Below are 18,208 nucleotides of genomic sequence, written 5' to 3' on the forward strand. Positions count from 1 at the left end.
TTACGGGACGGTGTGAGGGGCGAAACGGGAGTAACCCCCCGGGCTGTCGGACCCTGCCGTTAACCTCGGGGATCATGCGACTGCTGCACACTTCCGACTGGCATCTGGGCCGGGCGTTCCACCGCGTGAACATGCTCGACGCCCAGGCCGGATTCATCGGCCACCTCGTCGCGACCGTGCGCGAGCACGCCGTCGACGCCGTGGTCGTGTCGGGAGACGTGTACGACCGGGCGGTGCCGCCGCTCGCCGCGGTCGAGCTCTTCGACGACGCCCTGCACCGCCTCGCCGACCTCGGGGTGCCGACGGTGATGATCTCGGGCAACCACGACTCGGCCCGCCGGCTCGGCGTCGGCGCCGGACTCATCGACCGGGCCGGCATCCACCTGCGCACCGACCCCGCGGGCTGCGGGACCCCGGTGCTGCTGGCGGACGCGCACGGCGAGGTGGCCTTCTACGGACTGCCGTACCTGGAGCCCGCCCTCGTGAAGGCCGCGTTCGGGGTGGAGAAGGCGGGGCACGAGGCGGTGCTCGCCGCGGCCATGGACCGGGTCCGCGCCGACCTCGCCACGCGCGCGCCGGGGACGCGGTCCGTCGTCCTCGCCCACGCCTTCGTCACCGGCGGCGAACCGAGCGACAGCGAGCGGGACATCACCGTCGGCGGAGTGGCCGCCGTCCCCAGCGGGGTCTTCGACGGCGTCGACTACGTGGCGCTCGGGCACCTGCACGGCTGCCAGACCCTCACCGAGCGCGTGCGCTACTCCGGCTCCCCGCTGCCGTACTCCTTCTCCGAGGCCACACACCGCAAGAGCATGTGGCTCGTCGACCTCGACGCCGGCGGCTCGGTCACCGCCGAGCGCCTCGACTGCCCCGTGCCGCGCGCGCTGGCCCGCCTGCGCGGCACCCTGGAGGAGCTGCTCGCCGACCCCGGGCTGACCCCGCACGAGGAGGCGTGGGTCGAGGCGACCCTCACCGACCCGGTCCGCCCGGCCGACCCCATGGCCAGACTCACCGGCCGCTTCCCGCACACCCTGAGCCTCGTCTTCGACCCCGAGCGGGGCCCGGAGGACCCGGCCGTCTCCTACGCGCGGCGCCTCGCCGGCCGCGACGACCGGCAGATCGCGGAGGACTTCGTGACACACGTACGGGGCGCCGGACCCGACCGCCACGAACGGACCGTGCTGCGGGACGCCTTCGACGCGGTGCGCGCGGACGAGACCGTGCGGGAGGTGGCCCGGTGAGGCTGCACCGACTGGACGTCACCGCGTTCGGGCCCTTCGGCGCCTCGCAGAGCGTCGACTTCGACGAGCTGTCGGCGGCCGGGATCTTCCTGCTGCACGGCCCGACCGGCGCCGGCAAGACCTCCGTCCTCGACGCCGTGTGCTACGCGCTGTACGGGTCGGTGCCCGGCGCCCGGCAGAGCGGCCAGGGCGCGAACCTGCGCAGCGACCACGCCGCCGTCGGCACACGCACCGAGGTGCGCCTCGAACTCACCGTCGCCGGCCGGCGGCTGGAGGTCACCCGGCAGCCGCCCTGGGAGCGCCCGAAGCTGCGCGGCAAGGGCACCACCGTCGACAAGGCCCAGACCTGGCTGCGCGAGTACGACGCGGGCGCCGGGGCCTGGAAGGACCTCAGCCGCTCGCACCAGGAGATCGGGGAGGAGATCACCCAGCTGCTCGGCATGAGCCGCGAGCAGTTCTGCCAGGTCGTGCTGCTGCCCCAGGGCGACTTCGCGCGGTTCCTGCGCGCCGACGCGGAAGCGCGCGGCAAGCTGCTCGGCCGGCTCTTCGACACCCGGCGCTTCGCCGAGGTCGAGAAGCACCTGGCCGAGCGGCGCCGTGCCGCCGAGGCCCAGGTGCGTGAAGGGGACGCGGCCCTGCTGGCCGACGCGCACCGGATGCAGCAGGCCGCCGGCGACGCCATGGAGCTGCCGGAGCTGGCGCCGGGCGAGCCCGGCCTGGCCGAGGCCGTGCTGAGCGCCGCAGCGGTCGCCCGGAGCACGGCCCGGGAGCTGCTCGGCATCGCCGAGGGCCGGCTCGCGGCCACCGAGTCCGCCCAGGCCGGCGCCGAGCGCGACCTGGCCGACGCCCGGGACCTGCACCGGCTTCAGCGGAGGTCCGCCGAGGCGCGGGAGCGGGCCGCACGGCTCGCGGAGCGGGCCGACGCCCACCGCGCCGCCCAGGAGCGCATGGAGCGGGGCCGCAAGGCCGAAGCCGTGGCCCCCGCGCTGGAGCTGAGGGACGGCACGGACGGCGAACACCGCCGGGCGACGGCCGCCGAGGCACGGGCGCGCGCCCTGCTGCCGGAGGCCCTCGCCGACGCGGGCGCCGCCGGCCTGGCCGCCGCCGCACGCCGGACGGCCGAGGAACTGGGCGGGCTGGAATCGGCGCGCCGGGCCGAGCAGCGCCTCACCGAACTGACCGAGGAGCGGGCCCGGCTGGAGCGCCAGGAACGCGCCGACGAGGACGTCCTGCACGAGGCGGAGACCTGGCTCGCCGGCTGGGAGGCCACGCGCACCGGACTGCAGAGCCGCCTCGACCTGGCGCAGGAGGCGGCGGCCCGCGCCGAACAGCTCGCCGTCCAGCGAGACCCGGCCCGGCGCCGGCTGAACGCGGCCCGGCAGCGGGACCAGTTCGCCGGCGACACCGACGAGGCCGGGCGCCGGGCGCTGGAGTCGGCCGAACGGGCCGTCGCGGCCCGCGCCCACTGGCTCGACCTCAAGGAGCAGCGGCTCGACGGCATAGCGGCCGAACTCGCCGCGGGCCTCACCGACGGCGCACCGTGCGCGGTGTGCGGCGCCACAGAACACCCCGCCCCCGCTCGCAAGGTCGTCGGGCACGTCGACCGCGAGGCGGAGGAGGAGGCCCTCGCCGCCTACCAGGCGGCCGACGACCGGCGCGCCGAGGACGAACGACGCCTGGGCACCGTACGGGAGGCGCTGGCCGCCGCCACCGCGGAGGCCGGGGACGCGCCCACCGCCCGGCTGGCGGAGGAGGCCGAGGAGCTGGAGCGGCAGTACGCGCGGGCGCGGGCCACCGCCTCGGGGCTGCACGCCGCGCAGGAGGAGCTGCGCCGGGCCGGGGAGGAGCGGGAGCAGCGGGTCGCCGCCCGGCAGCAGGCCGCCGTCCGTGCCGCCTCGCGCGTCGGCAACCGGGAGCGACTGGAGAGTGAGCGGCTCGCCCTGGAGGAGGAGTTGACCCGGGCCCGCGGGACCGCGGACAGCGTGGCGGCGCGGGTCACGGAGCTGGAGCGCCGGGCCGAGCGGCTCACCGAGGCCGCCGAGGCCGCCCGCGTCGCCGAGGACACGGCCCAGCGGCTCAAGGACGCCGACGCCCGGCTCGCCGACGCCGCCTTCCGCGCCGGTTTCGACACCCCCCGGGACGCCGCCGCCGCGCTCCTCGACGACGCCGCCCACCGGGAACTGCAACGGCGGCTCGACGCCTGGCAGTCCGAGGACTCCGCCGTCCGCGCCCTCCTCGCCGAGGCCGACACCGCCGACGCGGCCCGGCGCCCGCCCGCCGACCTCCCGGCGGTGGAACGCGCCGCCGCCGACGCCGGCCGGCGGCTGCGCGAGGCCTCCTCGGCACGGGACGCCGCCGCCCGGCGCTGCGCCGAGCTGGACCGCCTGTCCACGCAGGCCACCGCCTCCGTGCGCCGACTGCTCCCGCTGCGCGAGGAGCACGGCCGCGTGGCCCGGCTGGCCGCCCTCGCCGCCGGCACCTCGGCGGACAACGAACGCCGGATGCGCCTGGAGTCCTACGTGCTGGCCGCCCGGCTGGAGCAGGTCGCCGCGGCGGCGACCGCGCGGCTCGGACGCATGTCCTCGGGCCGCTACACCCTCGTCCACTCCGACGACCGCACCGGGCGCGGCCGCAGCGGCCTCGGCCTGCACGTCGTCGACGCCTGGACCGGACGCGCGCGCGACACGGCCACCCTGTCCGGCGGTGAGACGTTCTTCGCCTCGCTCGCCCTCGCCCTCGGCCTCGCCGACGTGGTCACCGACGAGGCCGGCGGTGTACGCCTCGACACCCTCTTCATCGACGAGGGCTTCGGCAGCCTCGACGACCAGACCCTCGACGAGGTCCTCGACGTCCTCGACTCCCTGCGCGAGCGGGACCGCAGCGTCGGCATCGTCAGCCACGTCGCCGACCTGCGGCGGCGGATCCACGCCCAACTGGAGGTGGTGAAGGGCCGGTCGGGTTCGGCGTTGCGGCAGCGGGGCGCCGGCTGAGCGGCCGCCGGGCCGTCAGCGGCCCAGGGGCCGACGGGGGAGGGGTGATGAGTAGACGACGCTCGTGGTCACCGAACCGAGGGCACTGATCCGGCCCGAGACCTGCTCCAGGTGCCGCATCGAGCGGGCCGCGACCTTGATCACGAAGCAGTCGTCCCCCGTGACGTGGTGGGCCTCCAAGATCTCGGGCGTCACGGCGACCAGGTCGTGGAACGGCTTGTAGTTGGCGACCGGGTAGCGCAGCCGCACGAAGGCCAGGATCGGCAGCCCCAGCCGTTCGGGGTCCACCACCGCCGCGTACCCCTGGATCACCCCGGTCTCCTCCAGCCGGCGCACCCGCTCGGTCACCGCGCTCGCGGACATCGAGACGGCACGGGCGAGTTCGGCGAAGCTGGCCCGCCCGTTGCGCTGGAGGGCGTCGAGAATGAGCCAGTCGGTGGCGTCCGGCGAATACGTGGTCATCCCGGATGGATAGCAGGGAATCCCCGGCGGAGCAACGTGTATGCCGGGGAAGTGTCCTTCTGTGGGGGGTGCACGGACCTTAGATTTCTGGCCAGGAGATCCCACGAGGAGAGGTCCGACCATGAGCGCCACCACCGCCGGCCCCGTCCTGCGCGTCGCCCCCGCGCCCTCCGCGGAGGCCGCCGCGTACTTCCGGGCGAGCCTCGCCTTCCACACCGACGTCTCCGACGTCGCCGCCGCCCTCGCGGCCGACGGTGACCCGGGATTCGTCCTCGTGGACTGCCGCTCCACCGAGTCCTGGGACCAGGGCCACGTACCCGGCGCCGTCCACCTGCCCACCGCGCTCGTCCCCGAGCAGGCCCCCGGGCTCCTCGACCCCGCGGTGCCGGTCGTGACGTACTGCTGGGGGCCCGGTTGCGACGGTGCGAAGCGCGCCGCCCTGGCCCTCGCCGAACTCGGCTACCGCGTCAAGGAGATGCTCGGCGGCTTCGAGTACTGGGTGCGGGAGGGCTTCGCCCACGAGACGTGGCAGGGCACGGCGCGCCGCCCCGTGGACCCCCTGACCTCCCCGGTGGACGCGGCCGACTGCGGCTGCTGACGGGCGTGTAGGTTCTGCCGCATGGTGCGATACGCGGAGCCGGGCGCGGTGGAGTGGGTCGAGTCGGGCGGCGGTCCGCTGATAGCGGTCCCGGAGACGGTCCTGCCGTTCTGGACGGGTGCCGACGGCGAGGAGACGGCCTCCGACTACGACCGGGCCTGCGAGGTCGACGGACACGTCGGGCTCCTCCCGGTCGGCGACGCCACGGCCCTGGTGCTGGGCGACGAGCCCGCCTCCACCGCGTACCTGCCCGACCACGGCGCCTTCGTCCGCTGGTGCGCCGCGGACTCCGAGTCCGAGGTCCTGGCCGGGGTGCCCGCGGCCCTGGACGCCGCCGAGTGGGGCACCGAGGTGTCCTGGCGGGTGTCCGGCCCCGTGCTGCTGTTCGACGCGGCATGGCCCGGCGCCGACTGCGAGCGCGCCGACCACGTGCGGGTCGCCCTGGCCCCGGGCCGGTACGCGGTACGCGCGGCCGAGCTGCGACCCGGCCCCGAGACCTGGCTGAACGTCGTGCAACTGCGGCGGCTCGACGGGTAGTCGACGCGGGAGGCCGACGGAGGAGCCGACCGGTGACCACCCCGGGGCCGCCCGTGCCGACGGGGCGAAATCGGCGTGCGCGCCGTAGGCGGACCGCCCATCATGGTTGCCCATGCCACGAATTCCCCAGCCGACCCCCGAAGGACTGCGCCGCGACCCCCTGCCCCTGCGCGGCCGGACCGCCCTCGTCACCGGAGCCAGCCGACGCGGCGGCATCGGCCACGCCGTGGCCCGGCGGCTCGCCGCGTACGGAGCAAGCGTCTACCTGCACCACCACGTCCCGCACGACGCCGCCATGCCCTGGGGTGCCGACCGGCCCGAGGAGGTGGTCGCCTCCGTACGCGCCGCCCTCGGCGACCCGGACGCCACCGTCGTCGCCGGTCCCGGCGACCTCTCCGACCCCGAGGCGCCGGCCGAACTCCTCGCCACCGCCGCCGGGGCGCTCGGCGGACGGCTGGACATCCTGGTCGCCAACCACGCGCTCAGCGGCTCCGACGGCACCCTCGACACCATCGACGCGGCCGTGCTCGACGCGCACTGGCGGGTCGACACCCGCTCGGTGCTGCTGCTGGTGCAGGGCTTCGCCCGGCTGCGCGCCGAGCTGCCGCCCCGCACGCCCGGCGGACGCGTCGTGCTGATGACCTCCGGTCAGGACATCGCGGGCGGCATGCCCGGCGAGATCGCCTACGCCCTGCAGAAGGGCGCCCTCGCCTCCGTCACACGCTCCCTGTCGACGGCGCTCGCCGACAACGCCGTCACCGTGAACGCCGTCAACCCGGGCCCCGTGGACACCGGCTACATGACCGGCGAGGACTACGAGGCCATCGCCGCGCTCTTCCCCTCCGGACGGTGGGGCATGCCCGACGACCCGGCCCGCCTCGTCGCGTGGCTCGCCACGGACGAGGCGGAGTGGGTCACCGGTCAGGTCGTCGACTCGGAGGGCGGCTTCCGGCGGTGAGCCGGTGCCGTAGGCGCGCTCAGAGCCGGGACAGCTCGTCCACCAGGTCGTCCAGCCCCAGCGAGCCCTGCGAGAGGGCGGCCATGTGCCAGGCCTTGAGGTCGAAGGAGGCACCGCGGCGCTCGCGCGCGTTCTCCCGGCCCAGCAGCCACGCCCGTTCACCGAGCTTGTAGCCGATCGCCTGGCCCGGGATCGTCAGGTACCGGGTCAGCTCGCTCTCCACGAAGTCCGCCGGGCGGCTGCTGTGCGCGCCGAAGAACTCCTGGGCCAGCTCCGGCGTCCAGCGCTCGCCCGGGTGGAACGGCGAGTCGGCCGGGATCTCCAGCTCCAGGTGCATGCCGATGTCCACGATGACCCGGGCGGCCCGCATCATCTGCGCGTCCAGGTAACCGAGGCGCTGCTCGGCGTCCGTGAGGAAGCCCAGCTCGTCCATGAGCCGCTCCGCGTACAGCGCCCAGCCCTCGGCGTTGGCGCTGACCATGCCGACCGAGGCCTGGTAGCGCGAGAGGTCCTCGGCGACGTGCGCCCACTGGGCGAGCTGGAGGTGATGGCCGGGCACGCCCTCGTGGTACCAGGTGGAGACCAGGTCGTAGACCGGGAAGCGGGTCAGGCCCATCGTCGGCAGCCAGGTGCGGCCGGGGCGCGAGAAGTCCTCCGACGGAGGCGTGTAGTAGGGGGCCGCGGCGCTGCCCGGCGGTGCGATGTGCGACTCCACCTTCCGCACCCGCTCGGCGAGTTCGAAGTGGGTGCCGTCCAGCGACTCGATGGCCCGGTCCATCAGGCCCTGGAGCCACGCGCGGACCTCGTCGACGCCCTCGATGTGCCTGCCGTGCTGGTCCAGGTGCGCCAGCGCCACCCAGGGCGTCTCGGCGCCCGGCAGGATCTTCTCCGCCTCCCGCTTCATCTCGGCGAGCAGCCGGTGGTACTCGGCCCAGCCGTACGCGTACGCCTCGTCCAGGTCCAGGTCGGTGCCGTTGTAGTAGCGCGACCAGCGGGCGTAGCGCTCGCGGCCGACGGTGTCCGGGGCCCCCGCGATCGTCGGCGCGTACACCTCGCGCATCCAGTCCCGCAGCCGGACCACGGCCGCCGTCGCCGCCCCGGCCGCCTCGTCCAGTTCCGCGCGCAGCGCCTCGGGGCCGGTGGACGCGAAGTCCTCGAACCAGCCGCGGCCCTCCCCCGTGTCGGCCCACTCGCCGAGCTGGTCGACGAAGGTGGCGGTCGGCCGCGGCGAGGCGTACAGCTTGCGCTCCAGACCCAGCGACAGGGACTCGCGGTAGCCCGCGAGCGTCGCGGGCACCGCGCGCAGCCGCTCGGCGATCCGGGCCCAGTCCTCGTCCGTCCCCGTCGGCGTCACCGTGAAGACCTCGCGCACCCCGTGCACGGCGGTGCCCAGGTTGCCGACCGAGCGCAGGCCCTCCTCCGCCTCGTGCACGGCGAGTTCGGCGGTGAGGCGCTCGCGCAGCAGCCGGGCGCAGCGACGCTCCACGTCACTGTCCCCGCCGGGCCGGCGCTCCGCCTCGTCCAGCCGGGCGAGCGTGGTCCGCGCCAGCTCCGCGAGAGCCTCCTGCCCCGCGGGCGAGAGATCGGGCAGACGGCTGGAACTCTCCTGCGCGCCGAGGTACGTACCGGTGACCGGGTCGAGGGCGATGAGGTCGTCGACGTAGGCGTCGGCGACCTCGCGGGGCAGCGGGCTCTTGGTCTCTGACATGCGGACATCCTCGTACGGATACCGGTGCCGCGTCAGCCCGCTCCGGCAGGCCCGGTGGCGCGGGCGGCCGGATTTCGCTCACGGCGTGGCGGGGGGCGCGGAGGGCGCGGAGGGCGGCAGCAGAGGGCCGCACTCCCACTGCTGGAAGATCAGCCGCGTCTCGACCCGGGCCACCTCCCGCCGGGACGTGAACTCGTCCAGGACCAGCCGCTGGAGATCCGCCATGTCGGCGACCGCGACATGGACCAGGTAGTCGTCGGGACCGGTGAGGTGGAAGACGGTGCGCGACTCGGGAAGGGCCCTGATCCGGTCCACGAACGGGCCCACCAGCTCCCGGCGGTGCGGGCGCACCTGCACCGACAGCAGCGCCTGGAGCCCGCGCCCCAGCTTCGCCGGGTCCAGTTCGAGCCGGTGGCCGAGGATCACTCCGGCCCGCCGCAGCCTGGCCACCCGGTCCAGACAGGTCGACGGGGCGACGCCGACCTGGGCGGCGAGGTCGCGGTAGGTGGTCCGGGCGTCGTTCTGCAACAGCCGCAGCAGCTGGAGATCCACCGGATCCAGTTCGACGGACTCGGTCATGGGCCGAACGTAGCACGGTCACTGCCCCTGCCGACCCGTTCGGTGTTCACCCTTGCGCCCATGGACTCCGCTCGCACGCCCACGTCATCACCCCACGACGTACGCACCGCCCCGCACCCGGGCAGGGCACTGGCCACCGAGGCGGTGCACGCCGGCCGCGACGACCTCGCGGGCCGGGGACTGCACGCCCCGCCCATCGACCTGTCCACGACCTACCCGTCGTACGACAGCCGCGGTGAGGCGGCCCGCATCGACGCCTTCGCCACCACCGGCGCCGATCCTGAGGGCCCGCCGGTCTACGGCCGTCTCGGCAACCCCACCGTCGCCCGTTTCGAGACGGCGCTGGCCCGGCTGGAGGGCACCGAGGCCGCCGTCGCCTTCGCCAGCGGGATGGCCGCGCTGACCGCGGTCCTGCTGGTCCGCGCCTCGATGGGACTGCGGCACGTAGTGGCCGTACGGCCCCTGTACGGGTGCAGCGACCACCTGCTGACCGCCGGCCTGCTGGGCTCGGAGGTCACCTGGACCGACCCGGCGGGCATCGCCGACGCGCTGCGTCCGGACACCGGTCTGGTGCTCGTGGAGTCGCCCGCCAATCCCACCCTGGCCGAGGTGGACCTGCGGGCCGTCGCCCACGCCTGCGGGACAGTTCCGCTGCTGGTGGACAACACCTTCGCCACGCCCGTGCTCCAGCGCCCCGCCGAGCAGGGCGCCCGGCTGGTGCTGCACAGCGCCACCAAGTACCTCGGCGGGCACGGGGACGTGCTGGCCGGTGTCGTGGCCTGCGACGAGGAGTTCGCCGGCCGGCTGCGGCAGGTGCGGTTCGCCACGGGGGGCGTTCTGCACCCGCTGGCCGGATACCTCCTGCTGCGCGGGCTGTCCACCCTGCCCGTGCGGGTGCGGGCCGCCTCCGCCAACGCGGCGGTACTGGTCGAGCGGCTCGCCGCCGACCCGCGCGTGGCCCGCGTCCACTACCCGCGGATCGGCGGCGCGATGGTCTCCTTCGAGATCCACGGCGACCCGCACGAGGTCATCGCCCGGGTCCGCCTGATCACCCCGGCGGTGAGCCTCGGCAGCGTCGACACGCTGATCCAGCACCCGGCGTCCATCAGCCACCGCATCGTCGACGCCGACGACCGCCGGGACGCCGGGGTGGGGGACCGGCTGCTGCGGCTGTCGGTCGGCCTGGAGGACGTGGACGACCTGTGGGCCGACCTGGACCACGCGCTGGGGGAGCGGGTGGCGGGGGCGATCCCCCTGCGGGAGGCGCTGGCACCTGCCGAGTGACCACGGGGGCGGGCCGCCGCCCGCCCGCCCACTCACTCCCGCCCGCTCACTCCCGGCCGATGCGCTCGCCGTGCGGCAGCCGCGCCGCCGCCCGGGCCGCGGCGTCCAGGCGGGCCGTGACGACGAGGGTCCCCTCCTCGATCTGGTAGTCGAGGGGGAGGCCCAGGCCCCGCATGGCGGCGACCATGCCGGTGTTGGACGCCTGCGTCACGGCGTACACACTCTCGCAGCCGGTCTCCGCGGCCATCCCCACGAGCCTGCGGAGCAGCTCACCGCCGATGCCCCTGCGCTGCCACGCGTCCTCCACGAGCAGCGCGACCTCCGTCTCGTCCCCGTCCCACAGCAGGTGCCCCAGCGCGACGATCCGCCCCGAGGCGGTCTGCACGGCGAGCGTCCGGCCGAAGCGCGGGCTGAGCAGGTGGGCCAGATAGCGGTCGGCGTCAGCGACCGGGCCGTGGTACCGCATCCCGACGGTCGTGGACGAGCACCGCTCGTGCATCGCCTTCGCCGCCGCCAGGTCACGCGGGTGGGCGCGGCGGACCGTGATGTCGCTCCCCTCGGGCAGCGTCAGTACGTCCCGGCCGCGCGGGACCCGCGGACCGAGCCGGGCGTCCAGCTCCACCAGTGCCCGGGCCCGGGCGAACTCGGCGGGCGTGAACGGCAGGTACGGCCGCTCCACGCTGATCGTCCCGCCCTCCGGCGCGCGCAGCCGCAGCACGGTGTCCTCCAGTACGCCCTCCGGAGGCACCGCCTCCGACGGGCGCCCCCCGAGCGGCGCGGGCAGCGACCGGATGGTGCAGCGGCCCAGCAACTGCCGCAGCGCGAGGGGGAGTTCCGCGGTGTCCAGGGCGGTGCGGGTGGCCAGCCCCAGTATCCGGGCGGGCGCGTCCACCAGGTCGTGCGCGTCCGCCCGTTCGGTCCAGGTCTCGGTTCCGCCGGCCGCCGACACCAGGTCGGACAGCTCCGAGCCGGTCAGCTCGCCCGGGGCGCGGAGCAGGAACTCGTCCACCGTGCCGTCGGCCAGCGGGTGCGTCTGGAGGCTGAGGATGTCGATCCGCCGGCCGGCGAGGGCCGCGCACAACCGGGCCAGCGACCCGGGGGCGTCCCGCACCGTCGTCCGCATCCGCCACAGCGCGCTGTCCGTGGCCCGGCCACCGGAGTCGGGGCCGGGGAGGGACGTCGTCCCGGCCTCCGGCGACCCGGCCGGCCGTGCCGCGGACGGCGGCCGGGCGCCGGTATCGTCCGGCGGCGGGGCGTGTCCGGGGCGCCTTGACCGCCAGGTGCGGACGCCCGCCGTGGCGGCCAGGGCCGCCACCGAGGCCACGAGCAGGGCGGGCACCGCGGGGCCGTGCTCCATCAGGGGTGCGGCGGTCGTCGTCAGGTCGGACAGGTATCGACTCATGCAGCCACTGTGGAGGAGGGGTGTTGCGTGATCGCGAACGCCCCGTGACAGACGGGTAAAGAGTGCCTCTGGGGCATTTGTTGCACTTTTACGAGGAGGGCGGAGCCGCGGCTCTCCCCGTGCCGGACGGCAACTCCCGGCCGCGCACCGGGGGATGACGCCGATGCGCGGCACACCTGACAGGTTACGGGACCTGCGCGACCTGCGGGGCTACTGGCCGACCCGGCCCGGCCGGAGCACCTTCGTGAACAGCACCGTGCCGTCCTGCTCGCGCAGCCGGACCGTCATCTCGGCGGTGTCGCCGTCGATGTCGACCTCTCCGAAGAACTGGTAGCCGCCCGCGGGTGAGACGTTCGACGCGGTCGGCGCCTTCACGAAGACCCTCTCGGGGCCGAAGGTGCCGTCGAGGGCGCTGGCCGGGAAGGCACCCGCGTTGAGCGGTCCGGACACGAACTCCCAGAACGGCTCGAAGTCGGTGAAGGCGGCCCGTGAGGGCTGGTAGTGCTGCGCCGACGTGTGGTGCACGTCCGCCGTCAGCCACACCGTGCCGGTGATCCGCCGGTGCTTGACGAACCGGAGCAGTTCGGCGATCTGCAACTCGCGGCCCAGCGGCGCGCCCGGGTCGCCCTGCGCCACCGCCTCGACGTTCGCGCCGCCCTCGGAGGTGTCGGGCACGATCAGGCCGATCGGCATGTCGGCGGCGATCACCTTCCACACCGCCCGCGAGCGGGACAGCTCACGCTTGAGCCACTCCAACTGCTCGCGGCCCAGGATGCCCTGCGGGTCGACGCTCTGATCGCCGGGGGAGTTGGCGTTGCGGTAGGTCCGCATGTCCAGCACGAACACGTCCAGCAGCGGCCCCTGGCGCAGCACCCGGTGCACGCGTCCCTCCCGGGCGCCGGGGCGGAGGGTGGAGATCGGGAAGTACTCACCGAACGCGCGCCGGGCCCGGGCGGCCAGGACGTCGACGCTCTTCTCGGTGTAGCGGGCGTCCGTGTCCGCGATCACCTGTCCCGGGTACCAGTTGTTGCGCACCTCGTGGTCGTCCCACTGGATGACGGAGGGGACCCGGGCGTTGAAGCGCCGCAGGTTCTCGTCGAGCAGGTTGTAGCGGAAGTTGCCGCGGAACTCCGCGAGGGTCTCGGCGACCTTCGACTTCTCCTCGGTGGTGATGTTCCGCCAGGTACCGCCGTCGGGCAGCGCGGCCGCCTGGGCGATGGGGCCGTCGGCGTAGATGGTGTCGCCGCTGCACAGGAAGAAGTCCGGGTCCAGGGCGCCCATCGCGTCGAAGATGCGGTAGCCGCCGAGGTCGGGGTTGATGCCCCAGCCCTGGCCGGCCAGGTCGCCCGACCACACGAACCGCGTTCCCCTGCGCCGGCGCACCGGCACCGTGCGGAAGGTGCCGGGGACCGGCTCGCCGGTGCGGCGCGGGTCGTCCGGGTCGGCGAGGAGCACGCGGTAGTGGATCTGCTCGCCGGGCGGCAGACCGGTCAGGCTGGTCGTGCCGGTGAAGTCGGTGCCGGCCCCGAGCAGCGGGCCGCGCCATCTGCGCGGGTTGCGGAACGACTCGGTCGCGGACGTCTCCACGATCATCCGGGCCGGCCGGTCGGACCGCACCCACACGAGACCGGAGTGGGAGGTCACGTCCCCGGTCTGCACGCCCCACCCCGCCGCCGGCCGGCCGGAACGGGCGAACGCCGGCGCGGACCCGAGGGCCGTGGGCAGGGTGAGGGCCGCGGACGCGGCGAGGGAGCCGCGCAGCACGCTGCGGCGACCGGGCGACGGACGGTGTGACATGGATACGCCTCCAGGGACGGGAACCGGCCGGCGCTGCGGCCGGTGTGCAGAGCCAGACCTACTGGTGCGGCGCGGCGACCACGGAAATTCCGGGTGAACAGCCGCCCGCCCACGCGGGATCGCCCGGCCGCGCCCCGCGCGGTACTCGTCGGGACGCGGCCCGTCTCACACGGCCCGCGCCATCCGTTCCACCCCCGCCCGGACGCGCCCCGGCGTCAGGTGCGCGTACCCCAGCACCAGCCGCACCTCCTTCTCCGCCGCCTCGTCGCCGCCCGCCCCGTGTCCGTACTCCGTCAGCGCACGCACCGCGATCCCGGCCTCCCTCGCCCGCGCGAGGAAGCGCTCCTCGGGGCCGTAGCGCTCGGGGAGCGCGGCGATGGCGTGCAGGCCGGCGGCGATGCCGGAGACCCGCGAGCCGGGGAAGTGCTCGCCCAGCGCGGCGACCAGGGCGTCGCGCCGCTCGCGGTAGGCGCGCTGGCACGACCGCAGTTGACGGTCGTAGTCGCCGCGTTCCACGAAGCGGGCGAAGACGGCCTGGTCGAGGGCCGGATGTCCGAGGTCGGTGGTGCGTTTGCGCTGGACGGCGTCCTCCGCGAGCCACTCGGGAACCAGCAGCCAGCCCAGCCGCAGCCCCGGCGCCAGGGACTTGCTGACCGAGCCCGTGTAGGCGACGCGTTCCGGGTCGAGCCCCTGGAGGGCACCCACGGGAGCGCGGTCGTAGCGGAAGTCACCGTCGTAGTCGTCCTCCACGACGAGGCCGTCCACGGACCGCGCCCAGTCCAGCAGTTCGGCGCGCCGCCTCGCGGAGTAGGCGATCCCGGTCGGGAACTGGTGGGCCGGAGTCGTCACGACGCAGCGCACGCCCGAAGCGCGCAGCGGGCCGACGGCGAGCCCCTCGCCGTCCAGGGGCAGCGGCACGGTGCGCACACCCGCCGACGCGTACAGGGCGTCGTGCTGAGGACTGCCGGGGTCCTCGACGCCGGCGGTACGCGTCCCGCGCGCCCGCAACACGCTCGCGAGCAGGGCCGTCGCCTGCGCCACCCCGGAGACGACCATGATCCGCTCCGGGTCGGCCACCACGCCCCGGCGCCGCGAGAGCAGTTCGGCCAGCGCGGTCCGCAGCCGCGGCAGTCCGCGCGGGTCGGGGTAGCCGAGGTTCTCGTGCGGCAGCTCCGCCAGCACGCCCCGCTGTGCGGCGGCCCAGGCCGCACGGGGGAAGAGCGACAGATCCGGCGTCCCCGGCACGAAGTCGGTGTGGTCGCCCGGCGCGCGCGGGGCGAGGTCCCGCGCCCGGGGCCGGGCGGCCCGTACGGCGTCGCCCACCCAGGTCCCCGCGCCGCGCCCGCTGCGCAGGTAGCCCTCGGCGGTGAGTTGTTCGTACGCCTCGGTCACCAGTCCTCGCGACACCCCGAGGTCGGCCGCGAGGTCCCGGCTCGACGGCAGGCGGGTGCCGGGCGTGAGCCGCCCCGAGCGGACCGCGTCCCGCAACGCGGCCTGGAGCGCGCGGCCGCGCGCCCGGGCCGGCGCCGAGGCGGCGGGCAGCAGCAACTCCCAGGCGGCGGTCCCGGTCTCGCCACCGGTCCCGGTCGTGTCACCGGCCCCGGTCGTGCCACCGGCCTTGGTCGTGCTGCCGTGGGTGAAATCCGGTCGGCCGCCCGGGCCGGTCGGCGCTGGCGTCATGAAAGCAGTCCCCCGAGAATCATCCGCGCCCGATCACCCTCACCCTACGAGGAGTGGGGCCCGTCGGCACCGGATATCGCCGAGGCGGCAATCACCGGGCCGACCGGGCCGAGCGGGGCGCAGATATCCCGAATGTGCTGACGAATGCTATCGGGGGCTTTCTCCCAAAGTCTTCGAGCACGCTTTTCTCAGTCGTGCACGCCCCCTGGTGAACGCGGCCTCTGCCGCCTTCAGCGAAATATTGTGCAGACGGGCGAATTCCGCGGTGGATATGCCTGTGGCGCGGGCGAGTATGATTTCCTGCTCCCGCCCCCGAAGATGCCGGACCTGGCCGAGCAGCCATCTGCCGAAGTCCTCGTCGCAGACGTCCTCCTCGCCCGGGCCGGGGGTGTCGGCGAGCGCCGCACGGCGGAGGAGTCTGCGGCGACGTTCCAGGTCACGATGGAAGTCGATGCAGAGGCGGAGCGCCACGGAGGTCAGGAAGGCGCCGAGTCGATTCCGGTCCAGCGCGGCGTGGGCGGCCGTGCGGACGATGGTCTCCTGAACGCAGTCCTCGGCGTCCTGAAGGCTCGGCAGTCTTCGCCGGACCAGGCGCATGAGGCGTTCTCGATGCTGGAGGATTTCTTCCCAGGGTGATTCAGCGGGCGAGGGGAAGAGGGAATGGTGCGTCATGTCGGATTGCGGCCCGTCGTCTCTCGGTGAAGCAAGGGAAACCCAGGCCGACTTTCCCGTGGTCGGCCAGGGCCCTTTCCTACCCGAGCGTCTGGAGTGGCAAACCGGAATGCCTGTCCCCGCCGGAGGGGCATCGCCGCGGGCGGCCGCGGCCGCCCGCCTGCGGACGCGCTACGAGGAGACCGCGCGCAGCGAGGTGCCCACGGTCCCGGCCGGCCGGCTGCGGCTGCCGTCCAGCAGGACGCGGGCGACCAGTGCCGGGTCGTCGTTCATCGGTACGTGACCGCAGCCGGGCAGGCGCACCAGCCGAGCCCGCGGGATGACCCGCTTGGCGCGGAGACCCTGCCGGGGCAGCAGCAACCGGTCCCGGGCACCCCATGCCACGGTGACGGGGACGCCGGGGACGTCGTCGGCGAAGAGCACGGTGCGCCCCGCCCGGAGCGTCTCGGCGAAGCCTTCGGCCCGGGCGAGGGCGAGCGTCTCGGCGACCACGGCCTCGGGCGAGCGGCGCGCCGGACGGGCATAGATCGTGCTGGTCAGGGCGGTGCGGCCGGCCGCCGTCCGGGACAACCGCTCGACGAGGGGGAGCGGCAGGGCGCGAGCGGCCCGGCGCATGCCCGTCAGCACGCCGAAGGCGTAGCGCCGTTCGGTCTGCGTCCAGAAGCCGGCCGGGGAGAGGGTCGTCACCGACCGCACCAGGTTCTCCCGGCCCAGTTCCAAGGCCAGCAGACCGCCCAGGGAGTTGCCCGCCACGTGCGGCCGGTCCACGCCCAGCGCCGTGCAGAACGCGCCGAGCACCGCGGTCGTCGTCGGCAGGTCGTGCGGGAGCCCCTGCGGCAGCGCGGAGGACTGGCCGAATCCCGGCAGGTCCACGGCGATCACGTCGCGCTCGGTCGCGAGGATGTCGACCACCGGGTCCCAGGCCTGCCGGTGGTGGCCGATGCCGTGCAGGAGGAGCAGCGGCTCGCCGGCGCCCGCGCGCGTGTAGGACAGGGTGACGTCCTGGGGGCCGTGCTCGGTGGGGGCCGTGAAGGAGAGCGTTGCGGACATGGGGCTCCTTGTCGGGATCACGCGTCTGCGGGACCGCGTGGGCGATGGCGGCGTTGCATGGACGGACCGGTTGCGTAGACAGACTGTCAGTAGTGGCTACCGACGGGTAGCCCTCAGTGTCGCCCCTTCGCCCGGAACCGCCCGGAACCTCTCCTGCGGCGGGCGGTTCCGCCTGGACACGGCGAGGCGCGTCCGCTGGGATGGAGCGGTGACCGCCGACACCGCCACCGATGTCTTCGAAGCGCACCGCCCGGTCCTCCTGGGGGTCGCCTACCGCATGCTGGGTCGGCTGGCGGACGCCGAGGACGTGGTCCAGGAGGCCTGGCTGCGCTGGTCCGGTGCCGACCGGTCCGGTGTCCGCGAGCCGCGCGGCTACCTGGTGCGGATCACCACCCGGGTCGCCATCGACCGGCTGCGGCAGATCAAGTCGCGGGGCGAGACGTACGTCGGGCCCTGGCTGCCCGAGCCCTGTGTCACCGACTTCGGGGACGTCGTCGCGGACACCGAGGAGCGGGCCGTGCTCGCCGACTCCGTGTCCCTCGCCGTCCTCGTGGTCCTGGAGTCGCTGTCGCCGCTGGAGCGGGCGGTGTTCGTCCTGAGGGAGGCGTTCGGCTACCCGTACGCCGAGATCGCCGCCATGCTGGAGCGCGGCGAGGCGGCCGTGCGCCAGCTGGCCGGGCGGGCCCGCAGGCACGTGGACGAACGGCGGCCCCGCTACGAGGTCGACCCCGCGCAGCGTCGGGACCTCACCGAGCGCTTCCTCGCGGCGGCGACCGAGGGTGATCTCGACGGGCTGATGACGCTGCTCGCGCCGGACGTGCGGCTGGTGGGCGACAGCGGCGGCAGGGCCAGGGCACCGCTGCGCGTCGTGGAGACCTCCGGCAAGGTGGCCCGCTTCCTGCTCGGGGCCGCGCGGAAGGGAGTCCCGGACGTCTCGTTCCACTTCCTGGAACTCAACGGAGGCCCGGCGCTGCTGGTGCTGTCCGGGAGCGAACCCGACTGCGTCTTCCAGTTGGACGTGGCGGACGGCCGCATCCAGTCGGTCTACATCATCCGAAACCCCGACAAGCTGCGCTCCCTGGCCGCCCTGGGTTAGCCGCCTCCTGCCCCGCCCGAGCCCCCGTCCCGCGGCGGGGGCTCCGTCGTGCTGTTCACCGGATTGGTCTTGACCAAGGGTGTGGGCCGTTTTATGGTCGCAGAGAACTGCAACAACCTTTAATAAACAAGGGCGTCAAAACGCCGCCGGACCACGG

15 protein-coding genes are annotated in these 18,208 nt (G+C 74.7%); 7 read left to right on the forward strand and 8 right to left on the reverse strand.

What is annotated here, in order from left to right:
* Nucleotides 1-74: 74 nt before the first annotated feature.
* Both AC07FV_RS12405 and AC07FV_RS12410 read left to right on the forward strand, forming a co-directional pair.
* Nucleotides 75-1,238 carry an exonuclease SbcCD subunit D gene (locus tag AC07FV_RS12405; protein WP_479086744.1) on the forward strand — a complete coding sequence of 388 codons (1,164 nt, stop codon included), beginning with the start codon at nucleotides 75-77 and terminating at the stop codon, nucleotides 1,236-1,238.
* The gene (locus AC07FV_RS12410; protein ID WP_479086745.1) at nucleotides 1,235-4,228 is read left to right on the forward strand and encodes an AAA family ATPase; all 2,994 of its coding nucleotides are present in this window, start codon (nucleotides 1,235-1,237) and stop codon (nucleotides 4,226-4,228) included. Before AC07FV_RS12405 ends, AC07FV_RS12410 begins: the two co-directional genes overlap by 4 nt.
* A 15-nt stretch (nucleotides 4,229-4,243) precedes the next feature.
* On the opposite strand, the gene AC07FV_RS12415 is transcribed toward AC07FV_RS12410, so the two are convergent.
* Entirely contained in the window at nucleotides 4,244-4,690 is a 447-nt protein-coding gene (locus AC07FV_RS12415) for an Lrp/AsnC family transcriptional regulator (protein ID WP_063481504.1), read from the reverse strand.
* Nucleotides 4,691-4,811: 121 nt separating this feature from the next.
* On the opposite strand from AC07FV_RS12415, the gene AC07FV_RS12420 reads away from it, so the two are divergent.
* The 3 genes from AC07FV_RS12420 (at nucleotide 4,812) to AC07FV_RS12430 (ending at nucleotide 6,783) form a co-directional block, all read left to right on the forward strand.
* Nucleotides 4,812-5,288: a rhodanese-like domain-containing protein gene (locus AC07FV_RS12420; RefSeq protein WP_479086747.1), complete on the forward strand. Its 477-nt coding sequence runs from the start codon at nucleotides 4,812-4,814 to the stop codon at nucleotides 5,286-5,288.
* A 21-nt stretch (nucleotides 5,289-5,309) separates the two neighbouring features.
* Entirely contained in the window at nucleotides 5,310-5,825 is a 516-nt protein-coding gene (locus tag AC07FV_RS12425) for an immunity 21 family protein (RefSeq protein ID WP_479086749.1), read from the forward strand.
* Between the two features lie 112 nt (nucleotides 5,826-5,937).
* A complete protein-coding gene (locus AC07FV_RS12430; RefSeq protein WP_479086751.1) occupies nucleotides 5,938-6,783 on the forward strand; it encodes an SDR family oxidoreductase in 846 nt (281 codons plus the stop codon).
* A 19-nt stretch (nucleotides 6,784-6,802) separates the two neighbouring features.
* On the opposite strand, the gene AC07FV_RS12435 is transcribed toward AC07FV_RS12430, so the two are convergent.
* The gene (locus tag AC07FV_RS12435) at nucleotides 6,803-8,491 is read right to left on the reverse strand and encodes a DUF885 domain-containing protein (RefSeq protein ID WP_479086753.1); all 1,689 of its coding nucleotides are present in this window, start codon (nucleotides 8,489-8,491) and stop codon (nucleotides 6,803-6,805) included.
* Nucleotides 8,492-8,569: 78 nt separating this feature from the next.
* The gene (locus tag AC07FV_RS12440; protein ID WP_479086755.1) at nucleotides 8,570-9,070 is read right to left on the reverse strand and encodes an Lrp/AsnC family transcriptional regulator; all 501 of its coding nucleotides are present in this window, start codon (nucleotides 9,068-9,070) and stop codon (nucleotides 8,570-8,572) included.
* Between the two features lie 60 nt (nucleotides 9,071-9,130).
* Here AC07FV_RS12440 and AC07FV_RS12445 point away from each other — a divergent pair, with 60 nt between their 5' ends.
* Complete coding sequence (locus AC07FV_RS12445) at nucleotides 9,131-10,354, forward strand: trans-sulfuration enzyme family protein (RefSeq protein WP_479086757.1); 1,224 nt, start codon at nucleotides 9,131-9,133, stop codon at nucleotides 10,352-10,354.
* Between the two features lie 46 nt (nucleotides 10,355-10,400).
* Here AC07FV_RS12445 and AC07FV_RS12450 read toward each other — a convergent pair whose 3' ends face one another.
* From AC07FV_RS12450 to AC07FV_RS12470, 5 genes are all read right to left on the reverse strand, one after another.
* Nucleotides 10,401-11,756 (reverse strand): GNAT family N-acetyltransferase, encoded by a 1,356-nt coding sequence (locus AC07FV_RS12450; RefSeq protein ID WP_479086759.1) that lies wholly within the window; start codon nucleotides 11,754-11,756, stop codon nucleotides 10,401-10,403.
* A gap of 210 nt (nucleotides 11,757-11,966) precedes the next feature.
* The gene (locus tag AC07FV_RS12455) at nucleotides 11,967-13,553 is read right to left on the reverse strand and encodes an alkaline phosphatase D family protein (protein ID WP_479086761.1); all 1,587 of its coding nucleotides are present in this window, start codon (nucleotides 13,551-13,553) and stop codon (nucleotides 11,967-11,969) included.
* Between the two features lie 165 nt (nucleotides 13,554-13,718).
* The gene (gene pdxR, locus AC07FV_RS12460) at nucleotides 13,719-15,233 is read right to left on the reverse strand and encodes a MocR-like pyridoxine biosynthesis transcription factor PdxR (RefSeq protein ID WP_479086763.1); all 1,515 of its coding nucleotides are present in this window, start codon (nucleotides 15,231-15,233) and stop codon (nucleotides 13,719-13,721) included.
* Between the two features lie 147 nt (nucleotides 15,234-15,380).
* The gene (locus tag AC07FV_RS12465) at nucleotides 15,381-15,905 is read right to left on the reverse strand and encodes an RNA polymerase sigma factor (protein ID WP_479086764.1); all 525 of its coding nucleotides are present in this window, start codon (nucleotides 15,903-15,905) and stop codon (nucleotides 15,381-15,383) included.
* 171 nt (nucleotides 15,906-16,076) lie between these two features.
* Entirely contained in the window at nucleotides 16,077-16,955 is an 879-nt protein-coding gene (locus tag AC07FV_RS12470; protein ID WP_479086766.1) for an alpha/beta fold hydrolase, read from the reverse strand.
* 208 nt (nucleotides 16,956-17,163) lie between these two features.
* On the opposite strand from AC07FV_RS12470, the gene AC07FV_RS12475 reads away from it, so the two are divergent.
* Nucleotides 17,164-18,051, forward strand: a complete 888-nt coding sequence (locus tag AC07FV_RS12475; RefSeq protein WP_479086768.1) for an RNA polymerase sigma-70 factor — start codon at nucleotides 17,164-17,166, stop codon at nucleotides 18,049-18,051.
* The last annotated feature ends 157 nt before the right edge of the window (nucleotides 18,052-18,208 follow it).

Source organism: Streptomyces sp. NPDC045956 (genome assembly GCF_056430705.1).

What these genes read in the sequence shown, in the direction of transcription:
- AC07FV_RS12405 (WP_479086744.1), top strand. Translation starts at nt 75, where the DNA reads ATGCGACTGCTGCACACTTCCGACTGGCATCTGGGCCGGGCGTTCCAC.
- AC07FV_RS12415 (WP_063481504.1), bottom strand. Translation starts at nt 4,690, where the DNA reads ATGACCACGTATTCGCCGGACGCCACCGACTGGCTCATTCTCGACGCC.
- AC07FV_RS12420 (WP_479086747.1), top strand. Translation starts at nt 4,812, where the DNA reads ATGAGCGCCACCACCGCCGGCCCCGTCCTGCGCGTCGCCCCCGCGCCC.
- AC07FV_RS12425 (WP_479086749.1), top strand. Translation starts at nt 5,310, where the DNA reads ATGGTGCGATACGCGGAGCCGGGCGCGGTGGAGTGGGTCGAGTCGGGC.
- AC07FV_RS12430 (WP_479086751.1), top strand. Translation starts at nt 5,938, where the DNA reads ATGCCACGAATTCCCCAGCCGACCCCCGAAGGACTGCGCCGCGACCCC.
- AC07FV_RS12435 (WP_479086753.1), bottom strand. Translation starts at nt 8,491, where the DNA reads ATGTCAGAGACCAAGAGCCCGCTGCCCCGCGAGGTCGCCGACGCCTAC.
- AC07FV_RS12440 (WP_479086755.1), bottom strand. Translation starts at nt 9,070, where the DNA reads ATGACCGAGTCCGTCGAACTGGATCCGGTGGATCTCCAGCTGCTGCGG.
- AC07FV_RS12445 (WP_479086757.1), top strand. Translation starts at nt 9,131, where the DNA reads ATGGACTCCGCTCGCACGCCCACGTCATCACCCCACGACGTACGCACC.
- AC07FV_RS12450 (WP_479086759.1), bottom strand. Translation starts at nt 11,756, where the DNA reads ATGAGTCGATACCTGTCCGACCTGACGACGACCGCCGCACCCCTGATG.
- AC07FV_RS12455 (WP_479086761.1), bottom strand. Translation starts at nt 13,553, where the DNA reads ATGTCACACCGTCCGTCGCCCGGTCGCCGCAGCGTGCTGCGCGGCTCC.
- pdxR (WP_479086763.1), bottom strand. Translation starts at nt 15,233, where the DNA reads ATGACGCCAGCGCCGACCGGCCCGGGCGGCCGACCGGATTTCACCCAC.
- AC07FV_RS12465 (WP_479086764.1), bottom strand. Translation starts at nt 15,905, where the DNA reads ATGACGCACCATTCCCTCTTCCCCTCGCCCGCTGAATCACCCTGGGAA.
- AC07FV_RS12470 (WP_479086766.1), bottom strand. Translation starts at nt 16,955, where the DNA reads ATGTCCGCAACGCTCTCCTTCACGGCCCCCACCGAGCACGGCCCCCAG.